Source organism: Arthrobacter sp. B6 (genome assembly GCF_001663775.1).
Classification (GTDB): domain Bacteria; phylum Actinomycetota; class Actinomycetes; order Actinomycetales; family Micrococcaceae; genus Arthrobacter.
The window spans coordinates 886588-904577 of sequence record NZ_KV467168.1; the positions used below are offsets into that span (position 1 = coordinate 886588).

Annotated in this window: 18 protein-coding genes; 3 read left to right on the forward strand and 15 right to left on the reverse strand. The window is 66.3% G+C overall.

Annotated features, from left to right (window positions below; all coding sequences use genetic code 11):
• Positions 1-23 precede the first annotated feature (23 nt).
• The 8 genes from AU175_RS03765 to AU175_RS03800 form a co-directional block, all read right to left on the reverse strand.
• A complete protein-coding gene (locus AU175_RS03765) occupies positions 24-476 on the reverse strand; it encodes a helix-turn-helix domain-containing protein (RefSeq protein WP_066285968.1) in 453 nt (150 codons plus the stop codon).
• A gap of 151 nt (positions 477-627) precedes the next feature.
• Complete coding sequence (locus AU175_RS03770) at positions 628-1107, reverse strand: CinA family protein (protein WP_066285969.1); 480 nt, start codon at positions 1105-1107, stop codon at positions 628-630.
• Between the two features lie 25 nt (positions 1108-1132).
• Positions 1133-1756, reverse strand: coding sequence for a CDP-diacylglycerol--glycerol-3-phosphate 3-phosphatidyltransferase (pgsA, locus tag AU175_RS03775; RefSeq protein ID WP_066285971.1), 624 nt, complete (start codon positions 1754-1756; stop codon positions 1133-1135).
• Between the two features lie 9 nt (positions 1757-1765).
• Complete coding sequence (locus AU175_RS03780) at positions 1766-4678, reverse strand: FtsK/SpoIIIE family DNA translocase (RefSeq protein ID WP_066285974.1); 2913 nt, start codon at positions 4676-4678, stop codon at positions 1766-1768.
• Between the two features lie 129 nt (positions 4679-4807).
• Entirely contained in the window at positions 4808-6499 is a 1692-nt protein-coding gene (locus AU175_RS03785; RefSeq protein WP_066285976.1) for a ribonuclease J, read from the reverse strand.
• A 41-nt stretch (positions 6500-6540) separates the two neighbouring features.
• A complete protein-coding gene (dapA, locus tag AU175_RS03790) occupies positions 6541-7449 on the reverse strand; it encodes a 4-hydroxy-tetrahydrodipicolinate synthase (protein WP_066285978.1) in 909 nt (302 codons plus the stop codon).
• A gap of 78 nt (positions 7450-7527) precedes the next feature.
• Positions 7528-8298 (reverse strand): carbon-nitrogen hydrolase family protein, encoded by a 771-nt coding sequence (locus AU175_RS03795; protein ID WP_066285981.1) that lies wholly within the window; start codon positions 8296-8298, stop codon positions 7528-7530.
• Between the two features lie 94 nt (positions 8299-8392).
• Entirely contained in the window at positions 8393-8809 is a 417-nt protein-coding gene (locus tag AU175_RS03800; protein WP_231938450.1) for a hypothetical protein, read from the reverse strand.
• A 123-nt stretch (positions 8810-8932) separates the two neighbouring features.
• On the opposite strand from AU175_RS03800, the gene AU175_RS03805 reads away from it, so the two are divergent.
• Positions 8933-10171, forward strand: a complete 1239-nt coding sequence (locus tag AU175_RS03805) for a heparan-alpha-glucosaminide N-acetyltransferase domain-containing protein (RefSeq protein ID WP_066285985.1) — start codon at positions 8933-8935, stop codon at positions 10169-10171.
• 13 nt (positions 10172-10184) lie between these two features.
• On the opposite strand, the gene AU175_RS03810 is transcribed toward AU175_RS03805, so the two are convergent.
• From AU175_RS03810 to AU175_RS03840, 7 genes are all read right to left on the reverse strand, one after another.
• Positions 10185-10652, reverse strand: a complete 468-nt coding sequence (locus tag AU175_RS03810) for a hypothetical protein (RefSeq protein WP_442855305.1) — start codon at positions 10650-10652, stop codon at positions 10185-10187.
• A 15-nt stretch (positions 10653-10667) separates the two neighbouring features.
• Positions 10668-11438, reverse strand: a complete 771-nt coding sequence (dapB, locus tag AU175_RS03815; protein WP_066285988.1) for a 4-hydroxy-tetrahydrodipicolinate reductase — start codon at positions 11436-11438, stop codon at positions 10668-10670.
• Between the two features lie 93 nt (positions 11439-11531).
• Positions 11532-11993 (reverse strand): molybdenum cofactor biosynthesis protein MoaE, encoded by a 462-nt coding sequence (locus AU175_RS03820; RefSeq protein ID WP_066285989.1) that lies wholly within the window; start codon positions 11991-11993, stop codon positions 11532-11534.
• Positions 11983-12510: a MogA/MoaB family molybdenum cofactor biosynthesis protein gene (locus AU175_RS03825; RefSeq protein ID WP_066285991.1), complete on the reverse strand. Its 528-nt coding sequence runs from the start codon at positions 12508-12510 to the stop codon at positions 11983-11985. The genes AU175_RS03820 and AU175_RS03825 overlap by 11 nt, the downstream gene beginning before the upstream one ends.
• Positions 12507-13001, reverse strand: a complete 495-nt coding sequence (gene moaC, locus AU175_RS03830) for a cyclic pyranopterin monophosphate synthase MoaC (RefSeq protein ID WP_066285992.1) — start codon at positions 12999-13001, stop codon at positions 12507-12509. The genes AU175_RS03825 and moaC overlap by 4 nt, the downstream gene beginning before the upstream one ends.
• The gene (locus AU175_RS03835; RefSeq protein ID WP_066290501.1) at positions 12989-14251 is read right to left on the reverse strand and encodes a molybdopterin molybdotransferase MoeA; all 1263 of its coding nucleotides are present in this window, start codon (positions 14249-14251) and stop codon (positions 12989-12991) included. Before AU175_RS03835 ends, moaC begins: the two co-directional genes overlap by 13 nt.
• Before the next feature lie 66 nt (positions 14252-14317).
• Positions 14318-15934, reverse strand: a complete 1617-nt coding sequence (locus tag AU175_RS03840) for a molybdopterin-dependent oxidoreductase (protein ID WP_442855271.1) — start codon at positions 15932-15934, stop codon at positions 14318-14320.
• A 141-nt stretch (positions 15935-16075) separates the two neighbouring features.
• Here AU175_RS03840 and moaA point away from each other — a divergent pair, with 141 nt between their 5' ends.
• Together moaA and AU175_RS03850 are read left to right on the forward strand one after the other, a co-directional pair.
• Positions 16076-17203 (forward strand): GTP 3',8-cyclase MoaA, encoded by a 1128-nt coding sequence (gene moaA / locus AU175_RS03845; RefSeq protein WP_197497030.1) that lies wholly within the window; start codon positions 16076-16078, stop codon positions 17201-17203.
• 5 nt (positions 17204-17208) lie between these two features.
• The gene (locus AU175_RS03850; protein WP_066285996.1) at positions 17209-17475 is read left to right on the forward strand and encodes a MoaD/ThiS family protein; all 267 of its coding nucleotides are present in this window, start codon (positions 17209-17211) and stop codon (positions 17473-17475) included.
• Positions 17476-17990: the final 515 nt, after the last annotated feature.

A 17990-nucleotide genomic window follows, 5' to 3' on the forward strand; every position in this document is an offset into this window, starting at 1 on the left:
CGATAGTAAATCGTTCAGGGTGCCTACCGTGCGCCGGAAAGCAGTCCCTTGGAAAGTTCTTTGGTGAGTTCGGCGTTCAGGTCGGGATCAAGATCGCGGCCGTAACGCTGCGAGAATTCCTGGGGAACGGTGTCCGGAACAGCCACGCCCTCTGCGACGGCAACGCGGTCGCTGACTTCACGGAGCATGCTGGACAGTGGAACGTCCAGAGCGGAGCAGATCGAGGACAGAAGCTCCGATGAAGCTTCCTTTTGGCCGCGCTCCACTTCACTGAGATATCCCAGGGAAACGCGGGCACTGTGCGAAACTTCGCGGAGAGTACGCCCCTGACGCTGGCGGACATCGCGCAGGACATCACCGATTTCGTGACGAAGTACAACCATCTTGCGCTCCTTCTGTTCGGTCTTGCCCTGATCGGCGAGGCCCACATCCTTCCAGCGGACAACGCCGTTTACGGATACGGGCTGCTTTACCATCTGTATCGCCTTGCTCCTTATAAGTCCGGTCCGCCGTGGAGCGAACCGTGGTGGTGTATTCATCCTAGGCGCCTCCGCTCTCCGGAAACGACACAATGTAATAACTAATGGGTAGCGGAATTTGTTCCCGGCTACTTTACCGCCGGTAACTTCAGGAAGAAAGGGCCGCGAGGAGCCGTTCCAGGGCCGCGCCGCAGGCCTGGCCGCGGATCTCTGCCCGACTGCCGGAAAAGGCGTAGTCGAAGGACGCGCTACCCTCCGCCGTCGCGATCCCTATGTACACGGTCCCCACGGCCTTCCCATCGTGCCCGTCCGGGCCGGCCACTCCCGTTGTGGCCACACCGATGTCCGAGCCCAGGGCTGTGCGGACGCCGGCGGCCATGGCAGCTGCAACCTCACCGTCAACGGACCCGGCGGTGGCAAGCAGCTCCTGCGAAACACCGAGGACGTCCACTTTGACGGAGTTCTGGTAGGCCACGACACCGCCTTGCAGCATTCCGGAGGCACCGGCCGTATCTGCCAGGATCGCAGACACCATTCCAGCCGTAAGGGATTCCGCCGTGGCGACGGTCAGCCCCCGGTCCAGGGCATTTTTGACTGTTTCCCCGGCGAGATGGTGAAGGTTTGTCATAAGGCTGCTCCTTGTCTGCGGTTGCCTACTTGCCGGCAGCGGACTTCCCCTGCGAACGCAGCCGCAAGGCTTCAACCACGTATTCGACGCCGGTCCAGACCGTGATGAGCACGGCCGCCATCATCGTGGCGAATGCCACCCAGGCCAGCCATGGTGCGAAAGCGGCGAGCGGGAGGAGGTACAGGAAAATGGCGGCTGTCTGAACCACGGTCTTGAGCTTGCCGCCGCGCGATGCCGGGATAACACCATAGCGGATCACAAAGAAACGCAGGGCAGTGATGCCCCATTCCCGCACGAGGATCACAATGGTGACCCACCACGGCAGTTCCCCGAGGACGGACAGCATGACCAGTGCCGAACCGATCAGGAGCTTGTCAGCGATGGGGTCGGCAATCTTGCCGAAGTCCGTGACGAGGCCGCGGCTCCTGGCGATGTCGCCGTCGAGCTTGTCAGTGTAAATGGCGACGGCGAACGCCAGCACGGCGGCCCAGCGCCACAGCCCTGACTCGCTGCGCAGTCCGGGTGCGTCGGCCAGCAGGAACCAGACGAAGAACGGCACCAGGGCGATGCGCAGCATGGTCAGGATGTTGGGTAGATTCCAGATTCCTGAACTGCTGGAGCCGGCGGCGGTTGCTTCGGTGCTAGTCACCTTCCTAGGCTACCGTCCGGTGAGTGACCAGGCGTCTTCGGAACCGTCTTCGTCGTCGATATTTGAGCTGGTGTCCGCCCCGTCAAAGTATTCGACGTTCTGGCTGCGCTGGTCCAGGTCCGCCGCCACGAGGTCCTCGGCGTAGCCGCCCTGGGCGATATTGGAGTTGGCGTTATCGCTCAGGGCCGCCGTCTGGGAGTCCGCGGCCACGGGGGCGTCCTGGCCCTTCATGGCGGCGAGGACGGCGGCCAGGTCATCCGGCTTCACCAGGACGTCGCGGGCCTTGGAGCCTTCCGACGGGCCAACCACTCCCCTGGACTCGAGCAGGTCCATCAGGCGCCCGGCCTTCGCGAAGCCAACGCGGAGCTTGCGCTGCAGCATTGACGTGGAGCCAAACTGCGTGGTGACGACGAGCTCCGTGGCCTGCAGGAGTACCTCGAGATCATCCCCGATGTCGTCGTCGATCTGCTTTTTCTGCGCCTCGGGGGCAACATCGTCGCGGTAGACGGCCTTCAGCTGGCCCTTGACGTGCTCGACGACCTTGTGGATTTCGGATTCCGTGACCCAGGCGCCCTGGACGCGCATGGCCTTGGATGCGCCCATGGGCAGGAAGAGGGCGTCGCCCTGGCCGATGAGCTTCTCGGCACCGGGCTGGTCCAGGACCACTCGGGAGTCGGTCACCGAGGACGTGGCGAACGCCATCCGCGAGGGGACGTTTGCCTTGATAAGCCCGGTGACGACGTCCACGGAAGGACGCTGGGTTGCCAGGACCAGGTGGATGCCGGCGGCACGGGCCAGCTGGGTGATGCGGACAATGGAATCTTCCACGTCACGCGGCGCCACCATCATGAGGTCGGCGAGCTCATCCACGATCACCAGCAGGTACGGGTAGGGGCGGATGACGCGCTTTGAGTCGACCGGGGGCTGGACCTTGCCGGCACGGACAGCCTTGTTGAAGTCATCGATGTGCTTGAAACCGTAGTTGGCGAGGTCGTCGTAGCGGGCATCCATCTCGCGGACCACCCACTGCAGGGCCTCTGCCGCTTTCTTGGGGTTGGTGATGATGGGCGTGATGAGGTGCGGAACGCCTTCGTAGGCGGTCAGCTCCACGCGCTTGGGGTCGACCATGACCATGCGGACCTCGTCCGGGGTGGCGCGCATGAGGATGGACGTGATCATGGAGTTCACAAAGGACGACTTGCCCGCGCCGGTGGCACCGGCAACAAGCAAGTGGGGCATCTTGGCCAGGTTCGCCACGACGTAGCCGCCTTCGACGTCCTTGCCGACACCCATCACCATGGGGTGGTCGGTCCGGCGGGCGTTCTGGCTGCGCAGGACGTCACCGAGAGAGACGGTCTCGCGGTCCGTGTTGGGGATCTCTATGCCGATGGCCGACTTGCCCGGAATGGGGCTGAGGATCCGGACGTCCGAGCTGGCCACGGCGTAGGAAATGTTCTTGGAAAGCGCCGTGACGCGTTCCACCTTGGTGCCCGGGGAGAGTTCGATCTCGTACCGGGTGACTGTGGGTCCGCGGCTAAACCCGGTCACCTGAGCCTCGACATTGAACTGGGTGAGGGTCTCGGTCAGGGAAGCGACGATGGCATCGTTGGCCTCGGTCCGCTCCTTCGGAATGGAACCCGGCGTCAGGACGTCCGACGACGGCAGTGTGTAGGTGACGTCACCCGCCAGTGAGAGCTGTTCGGTCCGCTGCGGAATCGGAGTGGGCAGGGGCGCGGGTGCGACCGGATTGGCCGGCACCTTTACAGGGTTCAGCGAACCTGCCGCCACCATGCCCGGCGTCACGAGCGGAATCGCCTCAGTGGCGTTCTCCCCCGCCGACGGCGAATGTGCCGAAGTTCCCAGGCCCTGGGCTGCCTTGATTTTTTCGACGGCGATTTCCGCCTGCGTGGGGCGGCGCACGCCAGGAGCGAGTCGCGGCGCCTGGCCGGGCTTCCCGTCGTTGGCGGGGTCGTCGTCATCGATGACGGCGTGTTCGAAGGCTTCGTCCCCCACATAGCCCTCCAGGCCGGCGTCGGAGTCCTCATCCTTTCCGAACAGCCGCCGTTTCTTCTTCTTGGGCGTGGCCGCCGCGGGCGCCTGCTCAAGGTAGCTGCGGTCGTGCCCGTCCCCGGCCTCGTCCGCTTCCAGCAGGTCGATTCCCATCAGGTGCTCGTAGGCTGCCCTGAGGCGCCGCGGTATGGCACCAAAAGGCGTGGCAGTGATGATGAGCAGGGACACAAAGGCCAGCAGGCTGTAAAGGGCCACCGGAACGGCTGCGTGGATGGCAGCAAGCGGTGAGGCGGCCAGGAAGCCGAGCATGCCACCGGCCTGGCGGAGTCCGTCGAAGCCGTCGGCAACGGTGGGCTGGCCGCCAACGATATGGGCCAGGCCGCAACCGGCGAAGGTCATGATCAGGAAACCGATGCCCACCCTGTTGTTGCCCCTCCCGTCGGACGGCTGCCGGAAGAGGCGGAACGCGCAGGCGAAGAGCATCAAAGGCAGCAGCAGCGACATCCAGCCGAACGTGCCGTTGACCACGCTGTAGACGGCGTCTGGGAACCATCCGGTGAGGCCCCACCAGGCAAATGTGGCGATGAAGACGCCGAGTGCAAGGTTAAACAGCGCGGCCCCGTCCCGGCGGTCCTCTGCCGGCAGGTCGCTGACGTCGTGGCCAATCCTGCGGACGCCGCCTCCCACCAGATGGCCAATGCCCAGCCAGGCGCCGCCCACCACCCGCACCGGCCACGGCTGGCGCTCTTCGACGGCGGGAAGCTGGCGGGTCCGCGCCGTGCTGGTGCGTCCGCTGGTCCGGCCGGTCTTGGGCGCCGTGGAGCCGGTCCCGCGGCCAGTGGAGCTGCCGGGCTTCGCGGCGTTGGTGCCCCGGGCGGTGCCCTTGGGCGCGGAAGTAGTACGAGTGGCCATACCTGCCACGCTACCCGAACCGGGCCGGAATTCCGGGGATTTCCAGCCCGTTCCGGCCCCCATTTTGGACACCGAAGGCCCGGTTCTGGACGAACCGGGCCTTCAGTTTTGCCGCGGGCCTAGGGCCGGTTAGGCCTCGAGCACCACCGGGATGATCATCGGGCGGCGGCGGAGCTTCCGGTTGACCCAGGTGCCCACCACCCGGCGGACCACCTGCTGCAGCTGGTGGCTCGTGTGGTCGGAGTGGTTCAGCACTGCCTCTTCCAGTGCCGCATTGATCTTGGGGATGATGTCGTCGAAGACTGAATCGTCCTCGGCAACGCCGCGGGCATGGATTTCCGGTCCGGAGACCACTTTCCCCGTAGCGCGGTTGATGACCGTGATGATGGAAATGAAGCCTTCGTCGCCCAGGACCCGGCGGTCCTTAAGGTCGGCGTCCGTGATTTCGCCGACGCTGGAGCCGTCCACATAGACAAAGCCCACTTCCACCTGGCCAACGACGTCGGCGCGGTGGTCCTTGAGGTCGATCACGGTGCCGTTGTCCGCCAGGATGACGCTGGCCGTGGGTACTCCGGATTCGATGGCGATTTTGCCGTTCGCGATCAGGTGGCGGGTCTCTCCATGGACGGGCATCGCGTTGAGCGGTTCCAGGATGTTGTAGCAGTACAGGAGCTCGCCCGCGGCCGCGTGGCCGGAGACGTGCACCTTTGCATTGCCCTTGTGGATCACGTCGGCGCCGAGCTTGAGCAGTCCGTTGATGATCCGGAAGACTGCGTTCTCGTTGCCGGGGATGAGGCTGGAGGCCAGGATGACGGTGTCGCCGTCGCCCACCACCACGCGGTGGTCGCCGTTGGCCATCCGGGACAGGGCAGCCATCGGCTCGCCCTGGGAACCCGTGGACATCAGTACGACGCGGTTGTCGGGCAGGTTGTCGATGTTCTTGATGTCGACGATGAGGCCCTCTGGAACGTCCAGGTAGCCAAGCTTCGCCGCGATGGCCATGTTGCGCACCATGGACCGGCCGACAAAGGCAACCTTCCGGTTGTGCTTGGCCGCAGCGTCCAGGACCTGCTGCACACGGTGCACGTGCGACGAAAACGACGCCACGATGATGCGCTTGGTGGCCTGGCCGAAGAGGCGTTCCAGGGTGGGTCCGATTTCCTTCTCGGCCGTGGTGAAGCCGGGAACGTCCGCATTGGTGGAGTCGGACATAAAGAGGTCCACGCCCTCCTCGCCCAGCTTGGCGAAGTGGCGCAGGTCCGTGATGCGGCCGTCCAGCGGCAACTGGTCCATTTTGAAGTCGCCGGTGTGCAGGACGGTGCCGCCGGCCGTGCGGATAAAGACAGCAAGCGCATCCGGGATGGAGTGGTTGACCGCAACGAACTCGCATTCGAAGGGCCCGAACTTCTCCACCTGTCCCTCTTCAACCGTGAGGGTGTAGGGACGGATGCGGTGTTCCTGCAGTTTGGCCTCGATCAGCGCCAACGTCAGCTGGGAACCCACCAGGGGGATGTCAGCGCGCAGCCGCAGCAGGTACGGAACTGCGCCGATGTGGTCCTCGTGTCCATGGGTCAGGACAACAGCCACAATGTCGCTGATCCGGTCCTCGATATACGAGAAATCGGGCAGGATCAGGTCAACGCCGGGCTGGGTCTCTTCGGGGAACAGGACACCGCAGTCCACCACGAGGAGCTTGCCGTCGATTTCGAACACGGCCATGTTCCGGCCGATCTCCCCCAGCCCACCCAACGGAACGATCCGAAGGGTGCCTTGCGGCAGGGTGGGAGGGGTGACAAGGCCGGGAAGGGCGATTTGGGTCATAGTGCACTACTTTCCAGGCGGAAGGGTGCCGGTCTTAGCCTTTAGGGAAAGACCAGCCCTCCTTCAGCCAAGTCCTCGCGGATGGTTTCGATCTCGGCTTCGTCCGGCTCCACGAGGGGCAAACGGACAATCGAGTTGGGCAGGACTCCCTGCCATTTAAGAATTTGTTTTGCCGCAACGGCTCCCTGGACGCGGGTCATCGTTGCCCGGATTGCGGGCTGGAGCTCGAAGTTGATCTTCCGTGCCGTCGTGAGGTCGTTCGCGCTGACGGCGTCGATCAGTTCGCGGAAGCGGCGGGTAGCGACGTGGGTGGTGACACCGACGAGGCCGACGGCGCCCAAGGCCATCCAGGGAAGGGTCAGTCCGTCATCCCCGGAATAGAAGAGAAGGTCGGTTTCTGCCAGGACGCGCGTCGCTGCGGTGAAGTCGGCTTTGGCATCCTTGACGGCGACGATGTTCGGGTGCTGCGCGAGGCGGATCATTGTTTCGGGCTCGATCGGAATGGACGAGCGGCCCGGGATGTCGTAAAGCATGACGGGCACATCGGTTGATGATGCGATGGCCTCGAAGTGCGCGCGGACGCCCGCCTGGCTGGGCTTGTTGTAGTAGGGCGTGACGAGCAGGAGCCCGTCGACGCCCAGCGCAGCCGCCTGCTGGGAAAGGTGCACGGAGTGCGCCGTGTCGTTGGTTCCGGTTCCGGCGACGATGGCGGCACGGTCGCCGACAGCCTCTTTGACGGCACGGAACATGCCGAGGTTTTCCTCGTCCGTGAGGGTGGAGGTTTCGCCGGTGGTTCCGGTGACCACCAGGCCGTCGCAGCCATCGTCCACGAGCTTGGTGGCCAGTTCCGCCGCCTGTGCGTAATCCACGTTGCCGTCCTTGGTGAACGGCGTGACCATGGCGGTCAGGAGGGTACCGAGGGCAGGGACGTTCGCGGAGGTGTGAGGCATGGCAAAAACGTTACCCTGTCTGCGGCTGGTTAGGACAATGGCGGAGACGTGATGAACGTCAAATGTCGCCCCGCCGTGTCACTTTTCCGGGGCTGCCGCTGGGCGGTATTTCTGCAGCGCGGTCCGCCGAAGGGTTGCGGTGACCACTTCCGTTCCCGTTCCTGCCGCTTTCTTCATCCGCAGGCCGTCGGGACCCCAGAAGCCGCTCAGCCCGCAGGAAGGGCCCAGTGCGGAGGTTCCGCCAAGGTTGGCCAGGATGCCGAACATCCTGTTATCCATGGCACGGGCGCCCAGGTGGAGCTCAAGCCTGCTGTCTTCTTCCTGGGTGTAGACGGCGGACACGGCATAGGCGTCCGCCCCGGCCTCTGCTGCCCCGGTTGAATGGGCGGGCACGGCGGCATCGAAGCAGATGGCAAGGCCGATCCTCCAACCATCAAGTTCCAGGATGCCGGCTCCGCTGCCAGCGACGAAGATCTCCTTTTCCATGCCATGCAGGTGCGTCTTGAACACGGTTTCGATGGTGCCGTCCGGATGGATCGCAAGGGAAGCCAGCCGCGGAACGCCCCCGGGCTCCCGGTAGGGGCCGCCCGCGACAGCGGTAATTCCCGTGCGGCGGCAGATCTCACGGAGGGCCGCGAGCCGCCCGTCGTCCTGGATCAGCCAGGATTCAGGGGAGGCCAGCAGTGCCAGGTTGTAGCCGGTCAGGGAAAGTTCCGGGAACACGGCCAACCTCGCACCGTGCGATTCCGCATCCTCGATCAGCCGGACGTGCTCCATGGCGTTAGGGGCAACTCCCCCGTCAAGGGCCTGGTACTGGATGGCGGAGACAGTCAGGGCATGGGTCACCATTTCATCCTAGGGAACCGGCGGGACGTTTTCAGGGCCGGACGTCTTTGTGGCCGACAGTTTTCAACGCACGTCCATTCAAAACATGACGACGTTTTCAGGTCGAGGAAACACCGCCACGCCGGCTGCCCTGCCCAGACCTCGGCATGTCCGGGCCGCAGTAGCGTCCAACCGCAGCCTCCCGCAAACCCTCTGCCCACGTGGCCAGCCGCTGGGCTGCCCTGACGTAATGGAAGAGTTCCGTGGGCGTAAGCGCATCCAGATCCGTTTCTGAGAGCCGGCGGGCAAGCTCCGCTCCCGCCGGCTGCGCAGCCAGGGTAATGCCCTCCTGTTGCCACTGAAGGTCCTCGGGCGATTCACCCGCCACCAGCTGGCGGAACAGATAGTCCACCACGCCCGGGCTCAAGGCCTTCATCAGCCCCGCTGGCGCCGCTGGAGCGTCCGGGTTCCTGTTGGTCCGGCTGTGGCCCTGCCGTGCCGGATCGGCCGATGGGGGCTGTGATGGGGTGTGCATGTCGCAATGCTATTCGAACATATATTCGAATACAAGGCCTTCGACCCTGTGTTTCGCAGGGTGAGGCCACCGCCCAGAGGCGTTTGACTGCTTAGGCCCGGCATCCTGTGAGACGATCGGCTCATGACCTCCCGCGCCACGGCAAAGCCATCCAGGGCGCCCCGAAGCTCATCAGCCGCGGAACGGCTCCGCGGAATTGACGCGGCCCGGGGGCTGGCCCTCCTGGGCATGATGGCCACGCATCTGCTCCCCACGTTCGAGTCCAACGCCGACCTCACCCCGACCTGGATCGGGCTGACGTTCTCGGGCCGCGCAGCCGCCCTCTTCGCCGTGCTGGCGGGAATCGGCCTCGCACTGTCCACGGGAAAGCAGGCGCCGGCCGATGGGTCCCGGTTGGGAGCGGCCCGCCGCGGGATAGCACTGCGCGCGGGGGTGATTGCCGCCGTCGGACCGACGCTGGGCGGGCTGGAAGTCAACCTGGCCATCATCCTGGTCCACTACGCGGTGCTGTTCCTGTGCGTCCTTCCGTTCCTTGGCCTGAAGCCTCGGGCACTGTGTGCCTGGGCGGCTGGATGGATCCTGCTGTCGCCGGTCCTTGCCTATCTGCTGCGGCCCTGGCTGCTGCTGGCATCCAACCCTCCGCTGAAGCTCGGCCACAATCCGAAGTGGGAGGACCTGTCCACGCCGGGCCAGCTCTTGGGCGACCTGTTCCTCACCGGCTACTACCCCATTCTCCAGTGGGTGTCCTACCTGCTGGTGGGCCTGCTGATCGGACGCCTTCCACTCACCAAGGCCCTGGTGCCGTGGCTGCTGCTCGCGGGAGGAACAGTGCTGGCGGTCGCCACCAAGTCCCTGGGTGTTGCCGCGATGGAAAGCTGGGGAGGAAGGGCGGCCCTCGAGGACGTCCTGAATGCGCCCACCTATCCCTTGGACAGTGTGCTGCAGGTCAATCTCACCGGCGTCCCACAGGTGGGCTCGTGGTGGTGGCTTGCGTCCGCCGCACCCCACTCCGGCACCGCGCTGGACCTGGCGCACACCTCCGCGGTGGCGGCAGCGGTGACGGGCGCCTGCCTGCTGCTCGGCAGGCTCGCGGACTGGCTGGACCTGGACCTGCTGCTGCCGCTGCGCGGGCCCGGTGCCATGACCCTGACGCTGTACACCGTCCACGTCTGGGTGGTGGCAGGTTTCTACCGGCAGCCGCTCCCGGCAGGCTGGACCGAAGACGGAATGTATTTTGCCCACGCCGCCACAGCCATCATTGTGGGCATGGTGTTTGTCCTGCTGAAATGGCGTGGTCCGCTCGAATGGCTGGGCCACGGCGCCAACCAGCTCGGCCGCATGGAGCGGAACAGCCTGCGCTGATTGTGCGCTGAGGCTAAGCCGGCACCTTGCCCCGGAACAGCTTCACTGCGTCCCGCATGGACGCGCGGGCGCGCTTGCGGTCCCCGGCGGCGTCGTAGGCGCAGCTAAGCCGGAACCAGGAACGCCAGTCCTCGGGAGCCGCTTCCGCCTCTGCGCGGTACTTTTCAAATTCGGCGTCGGCCGCGGACCGCACAATCCGCCCTGCAGGTGTGCGCGGCAGTTCATCCACCGGGAGCCCGCCCTCGGCCTCCAGGACCTTGGCCATTTGTTCGGTGCGCGCACCGAACAACAGTTCACGGATCAGGGCCCAGGCACCAATGATGGGCAGGACCAGATAGGCGGCGCCGATGGCCTGGGCGGCTGGGTTGCTGTCCAGCAGGAGCAGGACGGACCGCTGGAAGGACACCACCAGGTAAAACACCAGCAGGAGCGATACGGCGCCCACCCAGATCTTGGTGCGGTTCTTGCGGAAGGCGGCCATCACGTCAGCCACGGCTCAGAGTCCCAGGTCCAGGTAGCCGTCCAGGCCTACCGTCAGGCCAGGGTGGGAGGCGACGTTGCGGACGCCGAGCAGGACACCCGGCATAAACGAAGCGCGGTCAAAGGAGTCGTGGCGGAACGTCAGCTGCTCTCCCGGACCGCCAAGGAGCACTTCCTGGTGGGCTACGAGGCCCCGGAGCCGGACACTGTGGACGCGCACGCCGTCCACGTCGCAGCCCCTGGCGCCGGCGAGCTCGCTGGTGGTGGCATCGGGGCTGGGCGGTACGTCCGCAGCCTTGCGGCCGGCGGCGATGAGCTGGGCGGTGCGGACGGCGGTGCCGGAGGGCGCATCCACCTTGTCCGGGTGGTGCAGTTCGATGATTTCCACGGACTCGAAGTACCGGGAGGCCTTGGCGGCAAAGGCCGAGGCCAAGACGGAGCCGAGCGCAAAATTGGGGGCGATCAACACTCCGGTTTCCGGGTGCCCGGACAGCAGCTCTTCGAGGCCAGCGAGGCGGCCGGAATCCCACCCGGTGGTGCCCACCACGGCATGCATCCCGTGCTCGACGGCGTACCGGACGTTCGCTTCGGTGCTCTCGGGAACGGTCAGGTCCACCACGAATTCGGCACCTGATGCGGCCAACCGGTCCAGCGAATCGCCACGCCCAAGCGCTGCGACAAGTTCCAGGTCGGGGGCGGCTTCAACGGCCTTAACGGCTTCGGCGCCCATACGTCCGTTGGCGCCCAGGACAGCGACGCGCCGGGGTACGGAAAGTTGTTCGGTCATGCCCTTAACCCTACCGTCGGGCCGGGCGGCACACGGCACCGGAGGCTGTGCGTTACCTCCCACCCCGGCCACGCGGCGGGACGCCGGAAGCACTCAGCTGCCTGCGCCCACCCACTCAACCGTGCCATCGGAAAAGAACTGTTCTTTCCAGATGGGAACCTGCTCCTTGACCCGGTCCACCAGCTCGGAGCAGACGGCAAAGGCCTGGCCCCGGTGGGCGGCGGAAACCGCACAGACAAGTGCGGGGTCACCGATTTCGAGCGTGCCGATCCGGTGGGCGGCCCAGATCCGCACCGGCTGTCCGGAGGACCCCTCTCCCGCATGTTCGGCAACAAGCCGGGCGACGACGTCGGCCATCACCTGGTGCGCCGTGGGGTGCGCGCTGTAACTGAGCCGCTCGACAGCCTTGCCGCCGTCGTGGTTGCGGACCACGCCGCTGAAGCTGACCACAGCCCCCGCAGTGTCCGACTCCACCGCGGCGATGGCCTGGTCCACGGAAATGGGCTCCGCGCTCAGGACCGCGTGGACCACTTCGAATACGGATTCAGTGCCCATGGCCGCCCTCCAGCTGGTCACAAAGGTGCCCGATCACCGGGTCCAGGACGGACAGTCCGTCCATGACGCCCTTGGGTGAACCGGGCAGGTTGACGATGAACGTGCCGCCGTGCGCGCCGGCATGGCCGCGGCTCAGGGCCGCAAGCGGCGTTTTGGCCGCCCCGGCCCGCCTGATGGCTTCCATGATGCCCGGGATCTCCCGGTCCAGGAGGGGCAGCGTCACGTCGGGCGTGCGGTCGTCAGGGCTGAGCCCGGTTCCACCGCTGGTGATGACGACGGCGGGGTGCTGGGTGAGGAGCGCGCGGATGGCCGCGCCTACGGGCTCGCCGTCGGGCACCACCAGGGCGGGGAACGTCTCGAAGCCATGCTCGGTGAGCCAATCGGTAATGACCGGACCGGTTTCATCCTGGTAGATTCCGGCGGCGGCCCGGGTGGACGCGATAACCACGCCGGCTTTCCGGCCCTGGACGTCGCCGTGCCGGTGCGGCTCCGGCAGGAAAGTGCTTTCAGTGCTCACAGTTTCCAATCCCCGCTCTTGCCGCCGCTTTTCGCCAGCACCTTGATGTCCGTCAGGACGGCGTGCTTGTCCACGGCTTTGATCATGTCGTACACGCTGAGGGCGGCCACGGATGCCGCCGTGAGGGCTTCCATTTCAACGCCGGTGACCCCGCGGGTCTTGACCGTGGCCAGGATGGAGACGGCATCCGTGCCGAGGTCGAAGTCCACCGTCACCTTGGACAGCGGCAGCGGGTGGCACAGCGGAATGAGTTCGGGGGTCTTTTTGGCGGCCATGATGCCGGCGACACGGGCCACAGCCAGCGCGTCGCCCTTGGGCAGTCCGCCCGATCCCAGCAGTGCCATGACTTCTGCGGTGGTGTTGACTGTGGCAGTGGCGGTGGCTTCCCGGGTGGTTTCGGCTTTCGCTGACACGTCCACCATCTGGGCGCTGCCGTCCTGGCGCAAGTGGGTCAGCACCGGCGGGCTTTGTTCTGAATTCACAGCATCCATACTTCCACCTCGTCACCCTCAGCGAGGACCGAGACCCCCACAGGAACGTGAATCAGGGCGTTGGATCCCGCCAGCGCATGCATCAGGTGGGAGCTTTCACCGCCCTCGAGGCGGACGGTCCCGTCCGGTTGGAGGCTTCCGCGGCGGACCTGGTGCTTGGCGGCGGGAGAAACGAGTTCGTGGGCGAGCCGGGCGCGAACACGTGGCCGGGGCGGCGGGGAGCCAAAAAGCCCCGACAACACAGGCCTCAGGAACATTTCGAACGAGACCAGGCAGCTCACCGGATTCCCCGGGAAGCCGAGGAAGGGCACGCCGTCGAAGGTACCGATGCCCTGCGGGCCGCCGGGCTGCATGGCAACGTGGAGGAACTCGGCGCCGTGTCCCTCCAGCACCTGGCGCACCACTTCGTAAGCACCCATGCTCACGCCGCCGGTGGTGACGATCAGGTCCACCAAAGGTGCATGGCTGCGCACGAGGGCCTGAAGTTCCTCGGGGCGATCCGTGGCAATCCGGGTGCGCACCACGTGCAATCCGGCCTGGCGCATGGCGCTCTCCAACAGGGTTCCGTTGGAGTTGTAGATCTTGCCTGCCGGAAGGGGCTGGCCGGGTTCCACCACTTCATCACCGGTGGTGACCAGCAGAACGGTCAAGGCCTGATACACGGTAACTTCCTCGATGCCCAGGCCCGCCAGGAGCCCCAACTGGGCGGGTCCGAGGAAGGTCCCGGCAGCCAGCGCCCGCTCCCCTGCTTCGAGGTCGCTGCCGACCGACCGCACGAAGGTTCCCGCCGCCGTCGCCGGCAGCCACACAGTGCTGTCTGTCCCCGGCGCGGGGAACCGGTCCGGGACTGCTTTCTCGACAGGGACGACGGCGTCCGCACCTGCCGGGATCAAGGCACCGGTCATGATCGGTGCTGCAGTGCCTGGCTGCAGGGGCGCCGGCATGGCACCCGCCGGGACCGGGGCAGCCACACGGAGCTCCGCGCCGCCGTCGGGCATGTCCATGGAACTGACGGCAAAACCGTCCATCTGGGAGTTGGCGAACGGCGGCAGGCTGACCGGCGCCGTGACGTCCTCCGCCAGGCCCCTGCCCAGCGCATCCCGCAAGGCCAGCTGTTCAGTGCGTCCGGCGGCGCGTAGCGGTGCGAGCAGCTCCGTGACGGCTGCGCGGTGTGCCTCTACCGAGGTTGCGTGGTGGGTTCCGGAGTGACGTCCGCCGCCGTTGCGTGTGCCCTCCTGGCGGGTATCCATGGGGGCGGGCGCGTGGCCTTGCGGTTGCGGGGCGCTGGGCATATGACTGCTTTCGGTTGCGGCCAATTACGGGTTCACGTCAACTCTAATGGTGTGGAAGCCGGTGGCTCCGTCGGGCGCAACGGCCCTGCGCTCCTCTGCCTGCGTTTCACCGTCCAGGTTGGTAGCGCGCACCTGGACCTCATGCTGGCCGGGGCCCAGCCCGATGCCGAGCTTCCACTGGTACCAGGTGTCCACCGAGATCCCGGGGGCAAGTTCTGCCTGCTGCCAGCCACCGCGGTTGACGCGCAGCTCCACCTTGCTGATCCCGGTGTGCTGGGCCCAGGCCACACCGCCGAACATGACCGTTCCGGCGGTGACCGGCCGGCCCCCGCGGGGCACGTCGATCCGGGAGGACATTTTGATGGGTCCGTGGTCCGACCAGCCGCGGGGCGTCCAGTAGGCGACGTCGTCGGCGAACCTGGTGACCTTCAGTTCCGTCAGCCACTTGGTGGCCGAGACGTAGCCGTAGAGGCCGGGCACCACGAGCCGTACGGGGAACCCATGTTCCAGCGGCAGCGGCTCGCCGTTCATCCCCACGGCCAGCATGGCGTCCCGGCTGTCTGTGAGAACGTCGAGGGGCGTGCTGGCGGTCCAGCCGTCGGTGCTTCTGGAAAGGACCATGTCCGCATCCGCTTGGGGCCGGGCAAGGGCAAGCAGCTCTCGGACGGGCCAGCCCAGCCAGCGGGCGTTGCCGATCAGATCGCCGCCCACCTCATTGGACACGCAGGCGATAGTCACGTGCCGTTCGATCAGGGGTTTGGCCAGGAGTTCGGCGAAGGTCAACCCGATTTCCTCCCCCACCCGGCCGGTGACCCGAAGCACCCATTTTCCGGGATCGATGGCCGGCACCGTCAGGGCCGTGTCGATGCGGTAGAAGTCGTCGTTGGGCGTCACCAGGGGTTCCATGCCGTCCAGTTCCACTTCCGCCCCGTCCGGAATGGGCGGCGCGGCCGATTTCGCTGCGGGCAGCTGAAGCTGTTGGCGGGCTTCGTTCACGACGACGGACGCGCCCCTCCACACAGTGGCAAGTACTCCGCCCACGGCTGTGATCACCGCGCCGCCGGCCAGCAACTGCAGGAAGCTGCGTCGGGGCGGCTCCCCTTCCGCGCCCGTTTCCGTTTCCGGTTCCGCCCATTGGTGCAGCCGGCCGGTCAACACGCGGAGCAGGATCACCGCCGCAACCGCCACCAGCAGCGGGACCGCGACGGCGGCGGGGGTCGCCTGCTGCCGCATGAGAACAGCGGCCACCCCGGCGAGCCCAAAGACAGCTATCACCGAGGCGCCGGCAAAGCGCCTGCGGTATTCGAGGACTCCCGCCACGGCAGCCAGCCCGGCAATGACCAGTGCCATCCCCACGAGCAGCGCCACTTTGTCGGACGTGCCAAACACGGCGATGGCCCAGTCCTTGACTGCCGGCGGCACGGCATCGATGACGGCACCGCCGACGGCGGTCAGGGGCGACACAGCCGGGCTCACCACGCCGGCCGTCAATTCGCCGAGCACCACACCGCCGCCCACAGCGACGACGCCGGAAGCCGCGGCCCAGCGGGCATTCCGGTTGCCTGCAGCTGCGGTTCCTGGCGCTGGTACGGGGCGCACGCCGCCGTCGACCGTTCCCTGACTCCGCTGGGGACTGTTCACACCTCCAGCATAGGTTCCGCACGGCGGGGGCGGCACTCACAAAGGGCGGGCGCTCCCCGATTCGCGGACACTGATATGTCAGAAGCGGTTTTCGGCGTCACAGGCGTGATGCGCGGGCAAAACTTGGCGTAGCCTGAATTCATGAGTGTTCAGCTTGGCATGCCGCAACCACGGGACGGCGCCGGCTCCGGCCGGCAGACCGGGCCTGCCGCGCGCCCGGCGGATGCGCCGGCCGGGCTGGTGGACCGCTACGGCCGCAGGGCAACCGACATGAGGCTGTCCCTGACGGACAAGTGCAACCTCCGCTGCACCTACTGCATGCCTGCCGAGGGCCTGGAGTGGCTGGCCAAGCAGGCCGTCATGTCCGCGGAGGAGATCGTGCGGATTGTCCGCATCGGCGTGGACAGGCTGGGGGTCCGGGAACTCCGGCTGACAGGAGGCGAGCCGCTTGTCCGGCATGACCTCGTGGAGATCATCGCTGCCCTCCGGAACAACCATCCCGGTTTGCCGATCTCCATGACCACCAACGGCGTCGGCCTGACCAAAAAGGCCGCCGCACTGAAGGCTGCCGGCCTGACACGCATCAACGTTTCCCTGGACTCCCTGCATGAAGAGACGTTCACCAAGCTGACCCGCAGGCCATTCCTGGACCAGGTACTCGCCGGGGTGGACGCTGCATGGGCTGCCGGCCTGGGGCCGGTCAAACTCAACGCCGTGCTGATGCGGGGCATTAATGACGCGGAGTCGCCGTCGCTGCTTGCGTGGGCATTAGACCGCGGTTACGAGCTGCGCTTCATCGAGCAGATGCCCCTGGACGCCGACCACGGCTGGACACGGCGGAACATGATCACTGCCGCCGAAATCCGGTCGCTGCTTTCCGTGGACTTTGTCCTGAGCCCGGATCCGCGGGCCCGCGACGGTGCCCCGGCAGAGCGTTTTGAAGTACGACGCCGGGTGGCCGGCACGGCGGAATCGCGGGGGCCGGTGCTGGGCACCGTAGGAATAATCGCCTCTGTCACTGAGCCGTTCTGTTCGGATTGCCGGCGGACCCGGATCACCGCCGAGGGCAAGATCATGAGCTGTCTCTTCTCCCGGGAGGAGTTTGATCTTCTGGGGCTCCTGCGCGAGGGGGCCAGCGACGAAGCCCTCGTCGAACGCTGGCAGGACGCCATGTGGGTCAAACCCAAAGCCCATGGCATGGACCACGTCGGACTGGACGCCCCGGACTTCGTCCAGCCGGACCGCAGCATGAGCGCCATCGGAGGCTGACTTCTTTGAACGTACGATACTTCGCTGCCGCGCGCGCCGCTGCAGGGTTGGAAGAGGAGCAGTTCGACCTGCCCGCTGGCGCCACGGTGGAATCCCTCCTGGAGGCCGTGCTTGCCGTGCAACGGCCCGAACCTCCGGCCGGAACTCCTCCCCTGCCACGCATCCTGTCCCGGAGCAGTTTCCTGCTTAATGAGGTTGCGGTGCGGGACCGGAACGTTGCGCTGAATCCGGGAGACGTGGTGGACGTTCTGCCGCCATTCGCCGGGGGCTAGGACCTCTCCCCCACCCTTTGCGCGAACGTACACTTGCGGCCCTGTCCCGCACGCAGCTTTGCGCGAACGTACACTTGCGGCCCCGTCCCGCACGCAGCTTTGCGCGAACGTACACTTGCGGCCCTGTTGCCCACGCAGCTTTGCGCGAACGTACACTTGCGGCCCTGTCCCGTCGCAATCCACGAAGTCGACCGCGACCTTGGCGTCCCGGAAGACACGGGACGACGCAGGGACCCGCTGGAAGGCTGGCCAGGACCGGTGTCAATCGTGCTGAGAGGAGCCGGAAGCGGCGAAGTTGCGCCTGAACCCGCGGACGCCATCCGGCTGGCCCGCAGGACGGCCCACCTGCCGGAACCGATGTGAACCCGGGCTCCGGCATCATGATCGTCCACGCCCGCCTCCCGGGCCAGCAGTTGCGCAGCTACGTTCAGGACCTCCGCCGGCACGCCCTGATAAGGGCGCGGCCCGGGCTGAAGTAGTTCCAACCAGTCCCGGGTCGACGCCGTCTCGCCCAC

Coding starts and splice junctions, on each gene's coding strand:
- AU175_RS03800 (WP_231938450.1), bottom strand. CDS start 8,809: ATGCACACCCCATCACAGCCCCCATCGGCCGATCCGGCACGGCAGGGC.
- AU175_RS03785 (WP_066285976.1), bottom strand. CDS start 6,499: ATGACCCAAATCGCCCTTCCCGGCCTTGTCACCCCTCCCACCCTGCCG.
- dapA (WP_066285978.1), bottom strand. CDS start 7,449: ATGCCTCACACCTCCGCGAACGTCCCTGCCCTCGGTACCCTCCTGACC.
- AU175_RS03770 (WP_066285969.1), bottom strand. CDS start 1,107: ATGACAAACCTTCACCATCTCGCCGGGGAAACAGTCAAAAATGCCCTG.
- AU175_RS03810 (WP_442855305.1), bottom strand. CDS start 10,652: ATGGCCGCCTTCCGCAAGAACCGCACCAAGATCTGGGTGGGCGCCGTA.
- AU175_RS03835 (WP_066290501.1), bottom strand. CDS start 14,251: ATGGATACCCGCCAGGAGGGCACACGCAACGGCGGCGGACGTCACTCC.
- AU175_RS03820 (WP_066285989.1), bottom strand. CDS start 11,993: ATGGGCACTGAATCCGTATTCGAAGTGGTCCACGCGGTCCTGAGCGCG.
- AU175_RS03805 (WP_066285985.1), top strand. CDS start 8,933: ATGACCTCCCGCGCCACGGCAAAGCCATCCAGGGCGCCCCGAAGCTCA.
- AU175_RS03795 (WP_066285981.1), bottom strand. CDS start 8,298: ATGGTGACCCATGCCCTGACTGTCTCCGCCATCCAGTACCAGGCCCTT.
- AU175_RS03780 (WP_066285974.1), bottom strand. CDS start 4,678: ATGGCCACTCGTACTACTTCCGCGCCCAAGGGCACCGCCCGGGGCACC.
- moaC (WP_066285992.1), bottom strand. CDS start 13,001: ATGGATGCTGTGAATTCAGAACAAAGCCCGCCGGTGCTGACCCACTTG.
- moaA (WP_197497030.1), top strand. CDS start 16,076: ATGAGTGTTCAGCTTGGCATGCCGCAACCACGGGACGGCGCCGGCTCC.
- AU175_RS03765 (WP_066285968.1), bottom strand. CDS start 476: ATGGTAAAGCAGCCCGTATCCGTAAACGGCGTTGTCCGCTGGAAGGAT.
- dapB (WP_066285988.1), bottom strand. CDS start 11,438: ATGACCGAACAACTTTCCGTACCCCGGCGCGTCGCTGTCCTGGGCGCC.